The 18,486-nt window shown below is 61.4% G+C and carries 20 protein-coding genes and 1 tRNA gene; 12 read left to right on the plus strand and 9 right to left on the minus strand.

Annotated elements, in window-relative coordinates; translation table 11 throughout:
• Positions 1–61 precede the first annotated feature (61 nt).
• Complete coding sequence (gene hutC / locus ASD52_RS33895; protein ID WP_025424690.1) at positions 62–805, minus strand: histidine utilization repressor; 744 nt, start codon at positions 803–805, stop codon at positions 62–64.
• 138 nt (positions 806–943) lie between these two features.
• Here hutC and hutF point away from each other — a divergent pair, with 138 nt between their 5' ends.
• From hutF to ASD52_RS33925, 6 genes are all read left to right on the plus strand, one after another.
• Complete coding sequence (gene hutF / locus ASD52_RS33900; RefSeq protein WP_057226555.1) at positions 944–2,320, plus strand: formimidoylglutamate deiminase; 1,377 nt, start codon at positions 944–946, stop codon at positions 2,318–2,320.
• Between the two features lie 35 nt (positions 2,321–2,355).
• Positions 2,356–3,390: an ABC transporter substrate-binding protein gene (locus ASD52_RS33905; protein ID WP_025424692.1), complete on the plus strand. Its 1,035-nt coding sequence runs from the start codon at positions 2,356–2,358 to the stop codon at positions 3,388–3,390.
• Between the two features lie 161 nt (positions 3,391–3,551).
• Positions 3,552–4,409: a proline/glycine betaine ABC transporter permease gene (locus ASD52_RS33910; protein ID WP_025424693.1), complete on the plus strand. Its 858-nt coding sequence runs from the start codon at positions 3,552–3,554 to the stop codon at positions 4,407–4,409.
• On the plus strand, positions 4,402–5,229 hold the full coding sequence (locus ASD52_RS33915) for a betaine/proline/choline family ABC transporter ATP-binding protein (protein WP_025424694.1): 828 nt from the start codon (positions 4,402–4,404) through the stop codon (positions 5,227–5,229). The genes ASD52_RS33910 and ASD52_RS33915 overlap by 8 nt, the downstream gene beginning before the upstream one ends.
• Positions 5,222–6,709: a histidine ammonia-lyase gene (gene hutH / locus ASD52_RS33920; RefSeq protein ID WP_057226557.1), complete on the plus strand. Its 1,488-nt coding sequence runs from the start codon at positions 5,222–5,224 to the stop codon at positions 6,707–6,709. Before ASD52_RS33915 ends, hutH begins: the two co-directional genes overlap by 8 nt.
• Complete coding sequence (locus ASD52_RS33925) at positions 6,706–7,290, plus strand: HutD family protein (RefSeq protein ID WP_025424696.1); 585 nt, start codon at positions 6,706–6,708, stop codon at positions 7,288–7,290. Before hutH ends, ASD52_RS33925 begins: the two co-directional genes overlap by 4 nt.
• A gap of 89 nt (positions 7,291–7,379) precedes the next feature.
• Here ASD52_RS33925 and ASD52_RS33930 read toward each other — a convergent pair whose 3' ends face one another.
• Positions 7,380–7,640: a hypothetical protein gene (locus ASD52_RS33930; protein WP_144239125.1), complete on the minus strand. Its 261-nt coding sequence runs from the start codon at positions 7,638–7,640 to the stop codon at positions 7,380–7,382.
• A 119-nt stretch (positions 7,641–7,759) separates the two neighbouring features.
• On the opposite strand from ASD52_RS33930, the gene ASD52_RS39010 reads away from it, so the two are divergent.
• Positions 7,760–7,918 carry a hypothetical protein gene (locus ASD52_RS39010; RefSeq protein WP_156408099.1) on the plus strand — a complete coding sequence of 53 codons (159 nt, stop codon included), beginning with the start codon at positions 7,760–7,762 and terminating at the stop codon, positions 7,916–7,918.
• A 212-nt stretch (positions 7,919–8,130) separates the two neighbouring features.
• Here ASD52_RS39010 and ASD52_RS33935 read toward each other — a convergent pair whose 3' ends face one another.
• On the minus strand, positions 8,131–9,072 hold the full coding sequence (locus ASD52_RS33935) for a hypothetical protein (RefSeq protein WP_025424698.1): 942 nt from the start codon (positions 9,070–9,072) through the stop codon (positions 8,131–8,133).
• A 464-nt stretch (positions 9,073–9,536) separates the two neighbouring features.
• On the opposite strand from ASD52_RS33935, the gene ASD52_RS33940 reads away from it, so the two are divergent.
• Entirely contained in the window at positions 9,537–10,598 is a 1,062-nt protein-coding gene (locus ASD52_RS33940; protein ID WP_025424699.1) for a DMT family transporter, read from the plus strand.
• 203 nt (positions 10,599–10,801) lie between these two features.
• Here ASD52_RS33940 and ASD52_RS33945 read toward each other — a convergent pair whose 3' ends face one another.
• Positions 10,802–11,452 carry an isochorismatase family cysteine hydrolase gene (locus tag ASD52_RS33945; protein ID WP_025424700.1) on the minus strand — a complete coding sequence of 217 codons (651 nt, stop codon included), beginning with the start codon at positions 11,450–11,452 and terminating at the stop codon, positions 10,802–10,804.
• Between the two features lie 607 nt (positions 11,453–12,059).
• On the opposite strand from ASD52_RS33945, the gene ASD52_RS33950 reads away from it, so the two are divergent.
• Positions 12,060–12,356, plus strand: coding sequence for a hypothetical protein (locus ASD52_RS33950; RefSeq protein WP_025424701.1), 297 nt, complete (start codon positions 12,060–12,062; stop codon positions 12,354–12,356).
• A gap of 48 nt (positions 12,357–12,404) precedes the next feature.
• Here the strand turns inward: ASD52_RS33950 and ASD52_RS33955 are convergent.
• The 3 genes from ASD52_RS33955 to ASD52_RS33965 all read right to left on the minus strand — a co-directional run bounded on the left by ASD52_RS33955 (position 12,405) and on the right by ASD52_RS33965 (position 14,839).
• Positions 12,405–12,481 (minus strand) — tRNA-Met (locus ASD52_RS33955).
• Between the two features lie 134 nt (positions 12,482–12,615).
• Positions 12,616–13,812 (minus strand): tRNA 2-thiouridine(34) synthase MnmA, encoded by a 1,197-nt coding sequence (mnmA, locus tag ASD52_RS33960; protein ID WP_025424702.1) that lies wholly within the window; start codon positions 13,810–13,812, stop codon positions 12,616–12,618.
• A gap of 277 nt (positions 13,813–14,089) precedes the next feature.
• Positions 14,090–14,839, minus strand: coding sequence for a LuxR family transcriptional regulator (locus ASD52_RS33965; RefSeq protein WP_025424703.1), 750 nt, complete (start codon positions 14,837–14,839; stop codon positions 14,090–14,092).
• Positions 14,840–15,326: 487 nt separating this feature from the next.
• Between ASD52_RS33965 and ASD52_RS33970 the strand changes: the two genes are divergently transcribed.
• Positions 15,327–15,602 (plus strand): DUF1153 domain-containing protein, encoded by a 276-nt coding sequence (locus ASD52_RS33970; protein ID WP_003527546.1) that lies wholly within the window; start codon positions 15,327–15,329, stop codon positions 15,600–15,602.
• A 216-nt stretch (positions 15,603–15,818) separates the two neighbouring features.
• Positions 15,819–16,100 (plus strand): GNAT family N-acetyltransferase, encoded by a 282-nt coding sequence (locus tag ASD52_RS33975; protein ID WP_025424704.1) that lies wholly within the window; start codon positions 15,819–15,821, stop codon positions 16,098–16,100.
• Between the two features lie 158 nt (positions 16,101–16,258).
• Here the strand turns inward: ASD52_RS33975 and ASD52_RS33980 are convergent, their stop codons facing one another.
• The gene (locus ASD52_RS33980) at positions 16,259–16,609 is read right to left on the minus strand and encodes a hypothetical protein (RefSeq protein ID WP_025424705.1); all 351 of its coding nucleotides are present in this window, start codon (positions 16,607–16,609) and stop codon (positions 16,259–16,261) included.
• A 441-nt stretch (positions 16,610–17,050) separates the two neighbouring features.
• Between ASD52_RS33980 and ctrA the strand changes: the two genes are divergently transcribed.
• On the plus strand, positions 17,051–17,752 hold the full coding sequence (gene ctrA, locus ASD52_RS33985) for a cell cycle two-component system response regulator CtrA (RefSeq protein WP_025424706.1): 702 nt from the start codon (positions 17,051–17,053) through the stop codon (positions 17,750–17,752).
• A gap of 279 nt (positions 17,753–18,031) precedes the next feature.
• Here ctrA and ASD52_RS33990 read toward each other — a convergent pair whose 3' ends face one another.
• Complete coding sequence (locus tag ASD52_RS33990) at positions 18,032–18,394, minus strand: response regulator (RefSeq protein WP_025424707.1); 363 nt, start codon at positions 18,392–18,394, stop codon at positions 18,032–18,034.
• Between the last annotated feature and the right edge of the window lie 92 nt (positions 18,395–18,486).

The following is an 18,486-nucleotide window of genomic DNA, read 5'->3' on the forward strand; positions in this document are numbered from 1 at the left end:
TGTCGCCTCCATCACATCCGGCATCATGCCGACTTCCGAATCGACCGAACGGGTCTCCTGACTATTGCGACACACCTTCAAGGCGATAGCGCGTCCCGGGATAGAGCAGGCGCGCCGTCGTCACATTGGCGGTGTCGGACCAGGTGCGACGCCGGATCATAAGACAAGGCTCGTTGCGGTCGATGCCGAGCAGCTTGCATTCCCATGGCTGCGGCGACACCGCCTCGACGATCTGTTCGGTGCGGGTGATCGGTGCGACCGCCGTCAGATAGGCGTTCGGCGTCATGTCGCGGAAATCCTGCTCCATGTATTTCGGGCAGATGGCCGGGTTGACGAACCGGTCCTCGATCTGAATCGGCAGGCCGTTTTCCGAATGCACCATGATCGAATGGAAAACTCGTGCGCCGGTAACAAGCCCGAGCGCATAGCCGATTTCCGAAGGTGCTACCTCCTCCTGCATCAGCGTCATGCGCGAAGTATGGGCGTGGCCGCGCTCGCGGATCTCGTCGGCGATGTTGCGCACTTCCAAGAGCGCCGTGCTGCCCTTGTGTGCTGCGACGAACGACCCTACCCCCTGAACGCGGGTGATCGCCCCCTCGGTCGCCAGCTCCCGCAGCGCCCGGTTCGCGGTCATGCGGCTGACGCCGAGATCGGCGACGATCTCGTTTTCGGAAGGAATACGATGATGTGCCGGCCATTCCCCGCTGTCGATGCGGGTGCGGATGAACTGCTTCACCGCCTCGTAGCGTGGCACCGGTCCGTCCTCGAATGCGGCCATTTCGATCCTTCGCCTGAGTGCCGTTATTGGCATTTTTCCCGCCCTTTCCGGAAAGCAAACAAATCATGCGTATCCGGCAATGATTCTTTTCGTTCATTTCGCGCTTGCGCGCCACAGCAAAATATCTATAGTTCCATATACAACTACGTACAGGAAAATCGCAACATGGCAACTTTTCCCGTCAACCGGCTCTTCGCCGACCATGTGCTTCTGCCGACAGGCTGGGCGCAGAATGTCGCCATTGCGCTCGATGCGTCAGGCGGCATCGCCTCCATTGAGACCGATCAGACGATCGCCGACGGCGACGAACGCGTTGCCGGACCGCTCATTCCAGCCGTCGCCAATCTGCATTCCCACGCCTTCCAGCGCGCCATGGCGGGCCTCGCCGAGGTCGCCGGCAGCGGCAACGACAGTTTCTGGACCTGGCGGGAAGAAATGTACCGCACCGTCGGACTGGTGAACCCCGACGACGTCGAGGCGATCGCCGCCAAGCTCTACATGGAGATACTGAAGGGCGGCTTCGGCCATGTTGCCGAATTCCATTACCTGCACCACACCGCCGACGGCACGCCCTATTCCGACCCGGCCGAGATGTCGCTGCGCATTCTCGCTGCCGCGCAATCGACCGGCATCGGCCTCACCCATCTGCCGGTCTTCTACGCTCATGCCAATTTCGGCGGCGTCGCCCCGAACGTCGGCCAGCGCCCCTTCCTGCATGACCCCGATCGTTTCCTCGCACTCCTGGAACGCCTGGCGCCGATCTGCCGCGACAATGGCCAGACGCTCGGCTACGCCATCCATTCACTGCGCGCCGCGACCCCGGAAGAGATGCGCACGATCCTCGAACGTGCACCCGTCAACGGACCGATCCATATTCACGTCGCCGAACAGACCAAGGAAGTCGAAGACAGCCTTGCCTGGAGCGGTCGCCGCCCTGTTCAGTGGTTGCTCGACGAAATGCCCGTCGACGAGCGCTGGTGCTTGATCCACGCGACCCATCTGACCGACGAGGAAAGACAGCGGCTGGCACGGTCGGGCGCGGTCGCCGGCCTTTGCCCGGCAACGGAAGCCAATCTTGGCGACGGCATCTTTCCAGCCGTCGACTACATCGCCGAAGGCGGACGCCTCGGCATCGGCACCGACAGCCATGTGGCAACCAGCGTCGCCGAAGAACTGCGGTTGCTGGAATACGGCCAGCGCCTGCGCGACCGGCGTCGCAACCGGCTCGCCGCCGGCCCGGGCGCATCGGTCGGCCACACCATTTTCGATGCGGCCCTCAAGGGTGGCGCCCAGGCTGTCGGCCATAAGGCTGCCGGCATTGCAGTCGGTGCCCGCGCCGATTTCGTCGTGCTCGACGGCTCCAATCCGTACATCGCCGCCGCAAGCGGCAATCAGATCCTCGACCGCTGGCTGTTTGCGCTCGGCTGCGAGACCGTCCGCGACGTCATGGTCGCGGGACAGTGGAAGATCCGCAACGGACGCCATGATCGGGAGGAAGACATCGACCGTGCTTTCGCGCGGGTGCTTATGAAACTGAAGTAGCAATCGAAGCGACTATCAAAAAAAGGGGAATGCGCATGTCGATCAGCAAACTGAAACTCACCCTCGCCGCCACCGGCCTCGTGCTTGCCGCTTCTGCCGGCAACGCCAGCGCCTCCTATTGCGGCGACGGCAAGACCGTTACCTTCGCCGGCATCGACTGGGAAAGCGGCGCGTTCATCACCGAGGTGATGAAAACCATCCTGTCGAAGGGCTACGACTGCCAGGTGGATTCGATCCCCGGCAATTCGGTGACGCTCGAACAGGCGACCGCCAACAACGACGTCCAGATCTTCGCCGAGGAATGGCTCGGCCGCTCCGACATCTGGAACAAGGCTGTCGAGGAAAAGAAGGTCGTGGCCATCGGCAAGACCTTCGTCGGCGCCAGCGAAGGCTGGTTCGTGCCGGAATACGTCATCAAGGGCGATGCCAGCCGCAACATCGAGGCCAAGGCGCCGGACCTGAAGAGCGTCTCGCAGCTTTCCGATGCCAAGATCGTCGAACTCTTCGCCGATCCGGAGGAGCCGTCCAAGGGCCGCTTCCTCAATTGCCCGTCCGGCTGGACCTGCGAGGGCGTCAGCACCGCCAAGCTTGATGCCTACAAGCTCGGCGAAACCTATGTGAACTTCCGTCCCGGCACCGGCACGGCGCTCGATTCCGCAATCACTTCGGCCTATCTGCAGGGCGAGCCGATCCTGTTCTACTACTGGTCTCCGACCGCGATCATGGGCAAGTTCAAGCTCGTCCAGCTTGAAGAGCCGGCCTACAACGAAGCCTGCTGGAAGGAGCTTTCGAGCGCCACCGGCAAGCGCGACCAGGGCTGCGCCTTCCCGTCCGTCGATGTTTCCTACGGCGTCAACAGCACCTTCGCCCAGGAAGCCCCCGAGATCATCGCCATCCTCGAAAAGGCGACCTTCCCGCTGGAAGACGTCAACGGCAGCCTTGCCTACATGACCGACAAGAAGGTCGATGCGGTGGCGGCAGCGGCCGAGTTCCTGAAGACCAAGGGCGACATCTGGGGCAAGTGGGTCTCCGACGAGGCCCGCGGCAAGATCGAAGCCAGCCTGAAGTAAAGTCCGTTCGGTCGGCCGACGCGGGTCTGATGCGCCTCGCCTCTGTCTGAGACAGGGCGGTCCCATCGGACCCGCGCCGGCCCCACCCTTCGACACCCCGAGGCAAGCGCCATCGGCGGCGGCATTGCGTCCGTCATGGCCCGAGCAAGGAACGACATCCGATGTTTCCGGATTCCCTCAATCTCTCCATCCGCGCGCCGGTGAACGAGTTCATCCAGACGCTGGTCAGCAGCTATGGCTGGGTCTTCAAGGCGATCAGCGCGGTGATCCTGAAAGCCGTGCTGTTCATCGAATGGATCCTGCGCGGCCTGCCCTGGTGGGTCGTCATCCTCGCCTTCATGGCGCTTGCCTGGCAAAGCTCCAAGCGCTGGACGCTGACGGTCGCCGTCGGCGCGCTCCTGTTCTTCGTCGGCGTGCTCGGCCTCTGGGATCTTACCATGCAGACGCTGGCGCTGATGCTGATGGCGACGCTGGTGTCTGTGGCCATCGGAGTTCCCATGGGCATTCTCGTCGCCAAGAGCCGGCTGGTGCGCAACATCACGCTGCCGGTGCTCGACGTGATGCAGACCATGCCGAGCTTCGTCTATCTGATCCCGGCGCTGATGCTCTTCGGCCTCGGCAAGGTGCCGGCGATCCTCGCCACCATCATCTATGCCGTGCCGCCACTGATCCGCCTCACCGACCTCGGCATTCGCCAGGTCGACCACGAGGTGGTCGAAGCGGCAACGGCCTTCGGCGGCAGCCCCAACCAGATCCTCTTCGGCGTCGAACTGCCGCTGGCAACCCCGACGATCATGGCCGGCCTCAACCAGACAATCATGATGGCGCTGTCGATGGTGGTCGTCGCTTCGATGATCGGCGCGCGCGGCCTCGGCGAGCAGGTGCTGAACGGCATCCAGACGCTTGACGTCGGCAAGGGCCTGGAAGCCGGCATCGGCATCGTCATTCTGGCAATCGTACTCGACCGCATCACGCAAGGTTTCGGCAAGAACCGGACGGAGGATCCCCGCAATGGCTGATATCGAGATCCGCAACGTCTACAAGATCTTCGGCCAGGACGCCAAGGCGGCACTCGCCATGGCCAAGGACGGCCTCGACAAATCTGAGATTCTCGCCCGCTCCGGCTGCAGCGTCGGCCTCAACGACGTCAGCCTGACGATCGGTGCCGGCAAGATCTTCGTCATCATGGGCCTGTCCGGATCGGGTAAGTCGACGCTGGTGCGCCACATCAACCGGCTGATCGAACCGACCAGCGGCCAGGTGGTCTTCGACGGCAGCAACATCCTCGAGCTCGACGCCAAGGCGCTTCGCACCTTCCGCATGCACCGCGTCAGCATGGTGTTCCAGAGCTTTGCCCTGATGCCGCACCGCACCGTGCTGCAGAACGTCGTCTACGGCCAGCGGGTGCGCGGCCTTTCCAAGGCCGACAGCCGCGACATCGGCATGAAATGGATCGAGACGGTCGGGCTCTCAGGCTACGACGCCAAGTTCCCGCATCAGCTGTCGGGCGGTATGAAGCAGCGCGTCGGCCTTGCCCGGGCGCTGGCCGCCGACACCGATGTCATCCTGATGGACGAAGCGTTCTCGGCGCTCGATCCGCTGATCCGCGCCGACATGCAGGACCAGTTGCTGCAGCTGCAGCAGAACCTGTCGAAGACCATCGTCTTCATCACCCATGACCTCGACGAGGCTTTGCGCATCGGCTCGGAAATCGCCATCCTGAAGGACGGCCAGGTGGTGCAGGTGGGAACGCCTGACGATATTCTCGACAAGCCCGCCAACGACTATGTCGCCCGGTTCGTCCAGCGCCGCCAGGGAAGGCCAGAAACTCATGACTGAAACCGTCACGCTTGATGGACCGGCAACCTGGGTGGAGATCGCCGCGGTCGCAGATGGCGCTCGGCTGACGCTTTCCGCGGCCACTCGCGAGCGCATCGTCCAGGCCCGCGCCGTGGTCGAGGCGCTGGTCGATCGCGGCATTCGCGGCTACGGCATCAACACAGGTGTCGGTGCGCTTTGCGATGTCATCATCGACAGGGAAAACCAGCAGGCGCTGTCGCGCAACATCATCCTCAGCCATGCCTGCGGCGTCGGCGAGCCGCTCGGGCGGGCCGAGGCACGGGCGGTAATGGCCGCCCAGATCGCCAATTTCGCCCATGGCTATTCCGGGGTGCGCATTGAGACGGTCGAGACGCTGCTGGCGTTGCTCAATGCCGGCCTCATTCCCAATATCCCCTCGCGCGGCTCGGTCGGCTACCTCTCTCATGCCGCGTCCATCGGCCTCGTGCTGATCGGCCATGGCTCGGCAAACGACGGCAAGGCAACAGTCGGCGGTGCCGAAGCCTTGCGTCGGCTCGAGCTCCAGCCCCTGCAGTTGCAGGCCAAGGAGGGCTTGAGCCTCGTCAACGGCACGCCCTGCGCCACCGGCCTTGCCGCGCTGGCGCTGTCGCGCGCACAAAAACTCTTCGCCTGGGCGGATGCCGCATCGGCGCTGACCTATGAAAACCTCGGCAGCCAGGCCAATGCCTTTGCCGCCGGCCCGCTGGCGCTGCGGCACTCGTCCGGACTGCAGGCGGTCGGCAAGACGCTGCGCGACCTTCTGGAGGATAGCCCAATGCTGGCGGCAAGCGCCGGCACGCGCACACAGGATCCCTTGAGCCTGCGCGCCGTGCCGCATGTGCATGGCGCCGCCCGCGACGCCTTCGACCATGTGGCCGAGGTGGTGGACCGGGAGCTGGCAAGCCTCACCGACAACCCGGCCGTTTCAGGCACGCCGGAGGCGCCGGAGGTGCATTCGCAGGCTCATGCGGTTGGAGCAGCACTCGGTCTCGCCATGGACAGTCTCGCGGTCGCCGTTGCCGAAGTTGCGGCGATATCTGAGCGTCGCATCGACCGGCTGGTCAACCCGCTCGTCAGTGGCCTGCCCGCCTTTCTCGCCGGCGACAGTGGTGTTTCCTCCGGCTACATGATCGCCCAGTATACGGCGGCTGCCCTTGCCGCGGAGAACCGTCGCCTAGCAGCCCCCGCCAGCCTTGATGGTGGCATCACCTCGGCGCTGCAGGAGGATATCCTGACGCACGCCACGCCCGCCGCCTGGAAGGCGCTTGAAATCGTCGACAACCTCGAGCGCATTCTTTCAATCGAGCTGCTCGCGGCCGCACAGGCCTATGACCTGCAGCCCCGCGCAACGGCCAAGGCGAAACGCACCGAGGCGCTCTACCAGCGCATCCGCGCCGTCGTTCCCGTCTATGCAGACGACCGGCCGATGAACGAGGATTTCGACCGCATGCGGCTCGTCATTCAGGAAGAGACGCCATGAAGCTCCTGCCCGCCTCCGGCCACAAGCGCATGCCCTGGAAAAACGGCGGCGGCGAAACCATCGAGATATCAGTCTTTCCGGAAGGCGCATCGCTTTCGGAGTTTGACTGGCGGGTGAGCATGGCGACCGTCGCAAGCGATGGCCCCTTCTCTGCTTTTCCCGGCATCGACCGCACGCTGTCGATCCTTAAAGGCAACGGCATGACGCTCTTGATCGAAGGCCGCGACCCGGCCCGATTGACGGAAGCGGATGCGCCCCTTGCCTTCCCCGCCGACGTCGCCACATCGGCCAGCCTGATTAACGGCACGATCGTCGACCTCAATGTCATGACCCGCCGGGGCAAGCTCATCCATCGGGTGCGCCGGCTGGCGATCGACGGCGAGCATTCGCTGGCGAGCGAGGCTACCACCACCATGGTCTTTTGCCATCGCGGCGCGGTGGAGCTGGATGGTAACGGCCAGACGCTTGCGCTTTCCGTCGGCGATGCGGTGATCCTCGAGGGGCCGGTTGCGGCCACGGTGAAGGCGCCGGCGCCGTGCGAGGTGTTTCTCATCGAGATCGACCCGGCGCCGAGCGTCTGACTGCGCCTGGTGCCGGCGGCCAGCTCCGCGCCGCTCTCCGATCGCGCAACCTCAGCTTACAACCGAACGGACGGCGCCAACACCAACGGCTACTTTGCGTCGCTGGCGCTGATCTCCTTCTGCTGCGTCACGATCGCCTCCGTCTGGATCTTGGTGTTCTCGCCGACGGCGATTATCCAGCGCTCCCCCTCCTTCACCAGGATGTAGAGCGGGCTGCCTTCCGCTTCTCCGAGGATCGGCGAGCCATCGTCCAACACCGGGCGCTGGCGCCGGGAGATAGCGTCGAAATCCGGCAAGCCTGAGCATTCTCGACGCTCCTCGCCAGGATTGGCACCGATTTTTCCGTTCATAATTCGGTAACCATACGGCGTGTTACCCGGGGAACAGCGCATTCGACGCCACACGATAGTCTCCATGCCACGGTTTGACAGTCTCTCAACAGCAAACACAAGGCTTGGAGGATACGGACATGATCAAGACCGGTTTCGGCGTTTCCATCACCGTTCTGGCCTTCTCTCTGGCAGTGATCGCCTTCATGAATGTGGCCCTGTCCCAATATCGGGCGGCAGAAATTGCCGACATCACCCTGCCCGACTACAGCACGATCACCTCGTCCATCCATCGCTAAAGCGCGCCGTCTCGATTTCCACCGGGCAGGAAACCGGGTGGCTTGCCCGACGCTGAGGGGCAAGAATGCTCGATCAAACGATGGAGCCAGCCATGATGTCCCTGCTCACCCTCCACGCGTTGGCAGCCACACGAGGCGACGGTCTTCGCCTCGAACTCCTCACCGCTATCGCCCAAGAAAACCTGATGTCCGTGGCCGGCAAACACGGCGTTTCACTTTACGCAGGCATTGAGCGCCTTGATGGCCTCATCGGCTCCCGCGAGATCGACCCTGGTTTGCGCAGCGCCGGCCGATCGAAACGTCAGTTCAGCGCTTTGCGCTAACGCCGATTGCAACGCGTCCCTGTCAGCGCCGACGTGAACAGTCAGGAGATGAGGCGTGCGGATATCGACTCCGCGTACTGCAAACGCCTTGCCGCCGATCCTCAAGTCACCCGCGGATGCGCTCTTCTCGGTGAGATTCCAGCTGTTGTTGAAGAGGCTGAGGTGAAACGCCTGATTGCGGTCGGCATACAGGATGAGCGCGACCTTTCGGTCGACGTTTTTCGACATCAGACAGCCTTTTCGTCCCCCATCCAATGGGTCTCCAGTCCAACTGCCCACCTGAAATTTTTGCTCAGAGCTTTCGCGCTTCGCCTCGTCCTGGTCACTTCCATCGCGCTCCATCTGCGGCGGCTTTCCGTCGGACCTGAACTGCAGAGCGTACTGGCTTTTGCCGATATCGGTGGCCTCGCAAACCGTCATGGCCTCGCCCTTGAAGGGGTTGGTGTAACCGCATCCGCCAGCCACTTCCTTCATCTCGAATTCAGCCGCTTCCTTACCGGGGTCCACAACGATCCTGTTGACGCTCTGCAACTGACTGTCCGGGTCGGGCTTCTCGGCCTCGCGTCCTCGGAAAGTCACTGCAACGCCGGACTTGAGGAAAACCGTGAAACCGGATCGGCCGTCTGGATAAACCGATTGTACCAGCATGCCGTCACATTGGCTCGTCCAGTCTTCACCTGCAACGATGAGGCTCTCACAGGTGCCGGTCAGCGTTCCCGTGGTCAGATCATCCGTGAGGGCCTGAGACTGGGCCGGCAGACTGATCAGCATACACGCGGCCAAGATAGCGGAAAACGGGCCAGCACGGAGTTTCGAAACTGCAATCGTCATAGTATTCGCCGAATCGCTCATATATTCAAAGTTGCGTTTAGCCTACAACGGCAATGGTCGGCCCGCCAGCGTTCCGCGCTGACAGCAGGAGGCTGAATTGGCAGCAGCAACCTGGGCGGGCAGCCATTGGCTACGACCGGTTCAGGCACCCCCAGAGCTTCGAGACCCGCTTTTCTCCAGATCTCCCTGATAGCCGCACTCTTGGCGGCAAGGCGACGGGCGAACCTAAGTACGGCGATCGCCATGATCGCGGCCTGACCGTTGCGCAGTCGGCCGGCGCTATTCTCCGCGTCAGGCAGAGCCGGCCGGTCTCCTTGAAACGTGAACGGCCGATGTCCTGGTGGAGAAACCTCCCTTCCCATTGTCGGCACGAACAAAGACTTCCCCTGGCATGACTTTGCTGCTTGGATGGACCGCACCGGCCGCCTCATGGCCGATGCCCATCCGTTGCCAGGAAGTTTCCGATGTCGAGCGATCATTCCCACCTCTGGCCCGGCGTTCCCCTCGCCCTGGGGTCCGCCGTTCTCTTCGGCGCCTCGACGCCGCTTTCAAAACTTCTGCTCGGCACCATTGACCCCTGGCTGCTCGCCGGCATGCTTTATCTCGGCGCCGGGATTGGCTTGGCGATCGTTCACCGCGCCCGCGCCCTGGTCGGACTCGATGGCGTCGAAGCGCCGCTGGCGCGCGCCGATATTCCCTGGCTGATTACCGTGATCCTGTTCGGCGGCGTGCTCGGCCCGCTGTTGCTGATGTTCGGCCTATCCCAGACCACGGCCGCCTCCGGATCGCTGCTCCTCAACCTCGAGGGACTGGCGACAATGGCGATTGCCTGGCTGGTGTTTCGCGAGAATGTCGATCGCCGCCTGCTCCTGGGCGCAGCCGCAATTTTATGCGGCGCGGTTCTCCTGTCGTGGAACGGTGCAGGCCTGAGCCTCGATCGCGGCAGCCTGCTGATATCAGGCGCCTGCCTTGCCTGGGGCATCGACAACAATCTGACGCGAAAACTCTCCTCCGCCGATCCCGTCCAGATCGCCATGATCAAGGGTTTGGCTGCCGGCGCCACCAACCTCGCCCTTGCCCTGTCGCTCGGCGCCTCGCTGCCGTCTGTCGGCCTCACGGCAGCAGCCGCCCTCGTCGGCTTCCTCGGTGTCGGCATCAGCCTCGTCTTCTTCATGCTCGGCCTGCGCCATCTCGGCACGGCGCGCACTGGCGCTTACTTCTCGCTCGCCCCCTTCATCGGCGCCCTTCTCTCGATCGCCCTCTTCCGCGACACGATCACCCTGCAATTCCTCTCAGCCGGCCTGCTGATGGCCTTTGGCCTCTGGATGCACCTGGCCGAGCGCCACGACCACGAACACACCCACGAGGCGCTCGAGCACGAACACGCCCATATTCACGACGAACATCACAACCACAGCCACGACGGCCCGGTCACCGAGCCGCACTCCCACTGGCACCGGCACGAACCGATGCGGCATAAGCATCCGCATTACCCGGACCTGCATCACCGGCATAGTCATGGGTGAGGGCGTTTAGGTGCCCTGAAATTACCTCTGAGACGGCTTGAAAGTGCGTCGAAGTTGCGGATTTTGGAGCATATCGGAAATGCAAATTTTCCGGACTTGCGTGGCAAAATTCCGGAAAAGCGCGAGCTATAGCGGCGATGGTTCGCGCTGGTGCGGGACGGACCGGGCATTCTGTGCCTGATCCGCCTGGGGATTGATCCCCGTTATGCCTGGACCAGCATCTTGACAACCTCATCGGTCGTCCAAAGGCCGTTGGCCATGTAGCGGAAATTGATCAGCGCAGAGAGATAGCCGTCACCCTCCGGCAACTTCGGCGCAGCGACCGCATCGCGAACGATGCCGACTTCGAAGCCAAGTTCGAGGAATTCGCGGCAATGCGACTCCACGCACATATTGGCGAGCATTCCTGCCAGGATGATCTGGTCAACGCGCTGCTTTCGCGCCTGCAATGGCAGGTCGTTGGCTTGCGGGCCGTATAGCTTGTGCGGCGAGCAAATGATCGTCTTCCCGTCCTCGATGTACGCTTTAAATTCCGGAAGGAAATCTGCGCCGGAGCCACGAAATCCGTCCTGCGTGTATGGGCCTTTTCGATCGAAGATGCCGACCTTATGCTGGAAGACTTCGAGTGGGCCTTGGATTTTCCACGAATGGTCCCAGTGGTAATAGTAGTGCGGCGAAATTGCCACGACGATGTCGGCTGCTTTGGCGGCCTCGAAAAGGCGGCCAAGGTTTGCGACTACGTTGTGCTCGGTCACACTCTCTCCCACGACCGGCCAGGCAAGGCCCTTCGGGCTCATGAAATCGATTTGCGGGTCGATCACGACCAGGGCCGCACGCGATCGGTCCAACTTCATGTTGCCCTTTTCAAGGGCCGGATTTGGTGGATCGGCATAGGGATCATTGGTGGCCGCTTGCGCTCCTCCGCCGCCGACAGCAGTGAGCGCGGTCGCCGCCGTGATCCCGGCGACGGCACTTAAGAAGGATCTGCGGGGTGGGTTGCAACAATTATCATCATGCATATCGAAAGCCCTTTTGTGTTGGATGGGTTGACTGAATCACCGTCTGGGTCTCAAACGTCCGAAAGGACACAGTTCAGGTGATTTCGGACATGCCTCTGATGTCGCCTTTATCCGCCGACCGCGGTGACAACGGCAGGGGAAACACACCGAAGTCGATAGATCGCCGCACCGGGAGGACAAAAGTGTTGAGGCGATGAAAGGAACCTATCAGCCGACCGCAGCTTGCGAAATTATACCGAGGTTTAAAGAAGCTAGGCGTATGTGTTGGGGACGCCGTCCCGCGTGTCGTTTCCATGTCGCGTGCAGTAGCCGCGCCCTGCAGCGGAGGTCCGATTTGGTCGCCCCCCCCCACTCGACAGCAGAACCCAGGCTCGCATGCGCCTCGCTGCGGACATGTCGCGCCGACGCAATGATCTGGAGAGCCGCATCAAGGACGCCACCATTGCTCAACGGCGTCATCAACGTTGCCAGCATAGGCACCGAACACCGCGACCTGGGGGATAACATTCGTTCGTGGCAGGCAGAGTTGGCCCAAGAGCCGGAGCCCGTCAGCCCAGTCACTCTGCACCCGGCAGCGATCGAGTCGTACCGCCGCTCGCTGAAAGACCTGCGGAAGGTGATCGAGCGGAACCCGAAGAGCGCAGACGCCTATTCGAGGCTGATGCGCCAGTTGATCAAGGAAGTACGGGTCAGAACTTGGAGAAGCGCAAGCCCGATATCCAACTCATTGGAAAGCTAAGGAGTTCCTTTGCAGAGACCCAACCTAAGGTACGAGCGGGGTGTCTAATGGTAGCGGAGGAGGGATTCGAACCCCCGACACAAGGATTATGATTCCTCTGCTCTAACCTACTGAGCTACTCCGCCGGGTACCGCGTCAGGGCTTCGAAGGTGAAGCCGTCTTGACTGGACGGGCGGCTTATAAGGCCCGGTTCTGCCTAGTGTCAAGCCAAGTCGCGGGGAAAATGTGAAGTTTTCCCGCGCGATCGGAAATGACTGCCTCAGGCAGCCGCAGGCGCTGCCAGAAGCACCTTCAATGCGGCTTCCGCACCGGCCTCACGCTCGGATTTGCGGATGAAGCCGCCGCCATAGACGCGGGCGTCTTCGCCGACGCCGGAATAGAGCGCGCAGGCCTGGCCGGGCGCGATGCCGGCTTCGCCTTCGGCAAGCTCGACATAAAGACCCTCGGCGTCACGCTTCAGGATAGCGGGCGCCGGCTGGCGGGTGGAGCGGACCTTGGCGAAACAGTCGAAGCCATCGGCTGCCACGTCTTCAAGATCTTCATCGCCCAGCCAGTTGACGTCGCGCAGGTAGACGCGGCGCGTTTCCAGCGCTTCCTTGGGGCCGACGATGACGCGGCGCGAGCGGGCGTCGAGATAGACGACATAGAGCGGCTCGCCGGTGGCGATGCCGATGCCGCGGCGCTGGCCGATGGTGTAGTGCAAAATGCCGTCATGGGTGCCGAGTATGCGGCCATCGAGATGCACGATCTCGCCGGCAAGCGCTGCATTCGGCTTCAGCTTGGAAACGATATCGCTGTACTTGCCCTGCGGCACGAAACAGATGTCCTGGCTGTCGGCCTTCTGGGCAACGACAAGGCCCATCTCTTCGGCCAGCACCCGCGTTTCGGCCTTGGAGAGGTGACCGAGCGGGAAGCGCAGATAGTCGATCTGCTCCTGCGTGGTGGCAAAGAGGAAGTAGCTCTGGTCGCGATCGGCGTCAGTCGGGCGATAGAGCGCCCGCTGGCCGGCATAGCGCGGGTTCGGGCTCGGCCGCGAGCGGATGTAGTGGCCGGTCGCCAGCGCATCGGCACCGAGCTCCTTGGCCGTCGCCAGGAGATCGGCAAACTTGACCGTCTGGTTACAGGCAACGCAGGGGATCGGCGTTTCGCCGGCGACATAGCTTTCGGCAAACGGGTTGATCACCGTTTCGCGGAAGCGCGCTTCGTAATCGAGCACGTAATGCGGGATGCCGAGCGTTTCGCAGACGCGTCGCGCGTCGTCGATGTCCTGGCCGGCACAGCAGGAGCCGGCACGGTGGACGGCGGTACCGTGGTCGTAGAGCTGCAGCGTGATGCCGAGAACGTCGTAACCCTCGCGTTTGAGCAGGCCCGCGACGACGGAACTATCGACGCCGCCGGACATGGCGACAACGACACGCGTATCTTCGGGCTTGCGGTCAAAATTGAGAGTATTCACGGGATCCAATCCGGCCTTCGGGTGGCAGCGACAACGCTCGCCCCTGTTTCACGCTTCATGCGATGCAATGCCTGCGCGATAGCACGCGGCACGCGTTCGGCTTCTACAGCGCCGCGCGTCTTATTCAGACGCGCCAAGGTCGCTGTAGCACGACAATGTCCAGAGTATCTTCTCCGCTTTCTTGAAAGCGGGAGGCTCCAGTCGCCGACATATAGAAACTTGTCCGCCCGGCGGCAAGGGCGGTGCTATGGCGCAAGGCCGGTCAGGGCGGTCCGTCTCAGATCAGTTTCAGCCGCATGGCGCGGGCGATCGCCTGCATGCGGTTGACGGCGTCGAGCTTGCGGGTCGCGCTCTTGAAGTAGCTGCTGACCGTATAGGTGGAGATGCCAAGGATGATGGCGATCTCGTCGCTGCTCTTGCCGGCTGCGGCCCAGCGCAGACACTCGATCTCGCGGCTCGACAGCTTTTCGCGCGCCGAGCTGCCGGTGTCGAAGGTGCGTTCGAGGCATTCGAACAGCTGCACGAGGGAAAGATAGAGCGTCGCCTGCTCGACGCCGACAGGCGGGTCGCGTCGTCCGGACAGCATGGCGACGAAGGGATCGCCGCTGCTGGTATGCAACTGGACGGCGAAATGGCGCCCCATCTCCGGATGCGCCAGCAGCCGGTGCACCATCGCCTCGTCGGTCGGTTTGCCGGCCGCATCGAGCAGCTCGGCGCCGCCGGTTACCGGCAGCTTGGTACCGCGCAGGCGCTCGACGAGCACGCTCGACTGAAAGGTCTCGCAGGCGTCGTACTGGCGCACCAGCTCCGACGGCCAGTTACTCAGCACCAGGCGCTCGGAAAAGCGCTGCTGCTCGGCCAGCGGCAGGCGCGCGATCATGAAATGGCCGAAGCCATAGCGCGCGATCAACCGCCGCATCAGGTGCAGAAGTTCGTATTCCGTGCGGACGGCAGCCGTATCGATTTCGGAAATCATGTCCGCCGTCTCAGCCTCGCGCAGCAAGGCTGGTTCATTCGATTCCTTCATCTCTGATCACCACATCACCGGTGCCAACGCACCTGGTCGAGAGAATACAAACAGCCCCGAAAATCATCCGGTGCATGAACTTCACCCGGCAGCCAGAATACAGCCACCCTCTCCGGCATGCCCGCGAAAGCAACGCGACCGGTTGTGAAAATATGACGATGCACCAAGAATGATTCGGGAGCGCACAAACGTCGCTCATCCTTTATTTCGGCGCCTCGTTACCAAGAATTTTAGTTAAAGTGAAATGTGGTAATTGCATGGCTCCCATGTAAAATCCGCGATAATCCAAAGCTTTCCGGGCATTAAGGCGGCTCTTGTCGAGCGCGACAGGCGTCGCGATCGCCGGCGGGACGTTGCGGAAGTGATCGAGGGAGTGTGCGGAAGTATTTAAAATTATGAGCAAATTGTTACCGACCGCTTAGGCAAATGTTAAATGTGGCGGGCTAAGGTCAGCAACATATGGTCTTGAGTTTGTGTAGAGAGTCCCATGACCGAAATGATGCGACCACGTGTAAAATATGTCATCGGCCCCGATGGCAGTCCTCTGACGATTGCGGATCTGCCGCCGGCGAATACCCGGCGCTGGGTTATTCGCAGGAAGGCTGAGGTGGTTGCCGCTGTCCGCGGTGGCCTTTTGAGCCTTGAGGAAGCGTGCGAACGCTATACCCTCACTGTCGAGGAATTCCTTTCCTGGCAGTCCTCCATCAACGATCACGGTCTGGCCGGCCTGCGCACCACACGCATCCAGCAATATCGCCACTAAAAGCCCCCAACAGGGCCATAGGTCGAACGGCGGCTCCGGAATTTCCGGTGGCCGCCGTCTTCGTTTTCCGTCGCCCGCTCCGCCCCGTCTTTCAATAGGCAACATTTCGGCGACAGTGCGTTTCCCCTTCGCGTTCGCCAAACCGGTTTCGAATGCTGCAGTCATGCGATAGCATCTTCAGCAACACGCAAACGTTGAATGTGAAGGGATGCTGAGATGGATATCGCCCACGAAGAAATCGGTTCGCACGGCCGCTACTCGACAACCGTCGAAGGCTATACCGGCGAGATGACCTATTCCCGCTCATCGCCGAAACTGATCATCGTCGATCACACGCTCGTTCCCGACGAGTTGCGCGGCAAGGGCGTCGGCCAGGCGCTGGCAAAACATGCAATCGACGAAGCGCGCAAGGGCGGCTGGAAGATCATTCCGCTCTGCCCGTTCATGCGCGCGCAGGCGCTGCGCCATCCCGATTGGCAGGACGTGATCCAGGCCTGAGGCGGCAAACCACCAAAGTTCCGAAATGGGAAAACCCGCCCGACAGATGCCTGTCGCGCGGGTTTTTCGTTCTTGTGACAATCGTGCCGGATCGGGCCATGCCATCGGCATCGCCCGACAAAGAATGAAAATCATCTGCCTCGAAACGGCTAAGGAGCTTACGCCCTGAGACGCGTCGTCGTATCCCGTTCCTCGAGCGCCGCCGCCTTCGCAAATTCGGCCTGCACTTCTTCAAGTGCAAGTTCGGCCGCATCCTGCTGCGCCTTCAGTTCACGAATGGAGACCTGAAGATTGTCGGCTCTTTGACGAGCAGCCTTGGCGAAAGTGGGATAGGCAAAATGCGAGGGATCGGAAATGCCCGACTTCTTTTCCTCGAAAACAATCTGATTTTCCAGATCCTTGGTCATCCGTTCGAACTCAGCCATCATCATCTGAAGCTGGCTCAGCTGACGCTGCTTCTCCCTGACCTGAAATTCCTTCAGGCGGACAAGGCTCTCACGTGCTTTCATACGCAATACTCCCGTGGATAACGAGACCCCGGTTACTGATTTGGCCCGTCGAGCCTGCCCCAACAGACAGAAAACGAAAATCGACAGCGATATTAACAAAAGCCTACCGCTGGTAACCTTTCGTTTACGGGCATCGTTAATCATAGGGGTGATGATTTAAGGCTCCGTAAATACTGAGGCACGAAATATGACGGCCCCGGCATTAACGAGTCAGAAGAGTCAGATAGCGGCATTTCCTCATGTTTCGCATGAAAAGTGCCATTTTGGATTCACGTTTGAAATCAGGGAACTGCTAAAAATATTTAACAATCTCGATACAGCTTGCCAGAGTGAATCAGAATTTGTTAACCATTTGATGGCAGCCTCCAAATCAGGCAACGACTGGATCCGTATCGCGTAAGGGGGCCACGATGACCTTGGGCGGCGGAAAAGGGGAAGAATATGCGGGTTCTACTAATTGAAGACGACAGCGCAACGGCTCAGAGCATTGAGCTGATGCTCAAGTCCGAGAGTTTCAACGTTTACACCACCGATCTCGGTGAGGAAGGCGTCGATCTCGGCAAACTCTATGACTACGACATCATCCTTCTCGACCTCAACCTTCCGGACATGTCCGGTTACGAGGTCTTGAGAACACTGCGTCTTTCCAAGGTGAAGACGCCGATCCTCATTCTCTCCGGCATGGCCGGAATTGAAGACAAGGTTCGCGGTCTCGGCTTCGGCGCCGACGACTACATGACCAAGCCGTTCCACAAGGACGAGCTGGTGGCGCGCATCCATGCGATCGTCCGCCGTTCCAAGGGTCATGCCCAGTCGGTCATCTCGACCGGCGAACTGATCGTCAATCTCGATGCCAAGACGGTGGAAGTCGGCGGACAGCGCGTCCACCTCACCGGCAAGGAATACCAGATGCTCGAGCTGCTCTCGCTGCGCAAGGGCACGACGCTCACCAAGGAAATGTTCCTCAACCACCTCTACGGCGGTATGGACGAGCCGGAACTGAAGATCATCGACGTCTTCATCTGCAAGCTGCGCAAGAAGCTTGCCAATGCTGCCGGCGGCGCCAACTACATCGAAACCGTCTGGGGCCGTGGCTACGTTCTGCGCGAGCCGGATGGTGCCGAATACGCCGAAACCGCCTGATTTCGAGCTTTCTTCCGGGCGCGGCATGGACCCGCATATCCAGGCATGACGCCAACGGACGCCTTTTGAACAAACCCGCCCTTCGAGGCGGGTTTTTTCGTTATGGTCGCCCCTTCCCTCGGTGATCAGGTGCTTCCTGGTGTCAAAGGTCCGAAGGTGGTGACATGCGCCTGCCTCGGCCTTGATCTCGGGTGTCATGCAAAAAGTGCCAAGACGAGACAGCAAAAAGCCGCAGCAACTGCCGCGGCTTGTTCAGTCCGGAAACACGTTTATTGCGGTTCAGGCCGCCATCGACTGGCTGGCAAAGACGCTCGTCAGGATCTTGCGATCGAACGGCTTCAGCAGGAAATCATCGGCACCGGCGCGCTTGCCGGCCATCATCTTCTTCAGATCCGCCTCGACGACGCAGTAATAGATGCGCACAGACGCACCATTCGGCAGTCGCCTGATATTGGCGATGAGATCCAGAGCGCCCTCCAGGCCGGCGTCGACCACGAGAATATTCGGCAGCTCGGCTTCGCAGCGCACCAGCGCCTCAAGGCCGCTCGGCGCTTCGTAGACAAGGAAGCCCATGCCGGACAGGATACGTTTCCCAACTTTCCTGACGACATCCGAGCCGTCGGCAATCATCAAGCGCCGCATGTCCAACTCCTTCATGACTTACCTATACGCGTGCTCGCACGCTTGGAACAACCCTACACAAATTTGGCAAAGATTTCGTTACGGAGCTTGCT

This window comes from Ensifer sp. Root142 (genome assembly GCF_001426785.1).
Lineage (GTDB): Bacteria > Pseudomonadota > Alphaproteobacteria > Rhizobiales > Rhizobiaceae > Ensifer > Ensifer canadensis.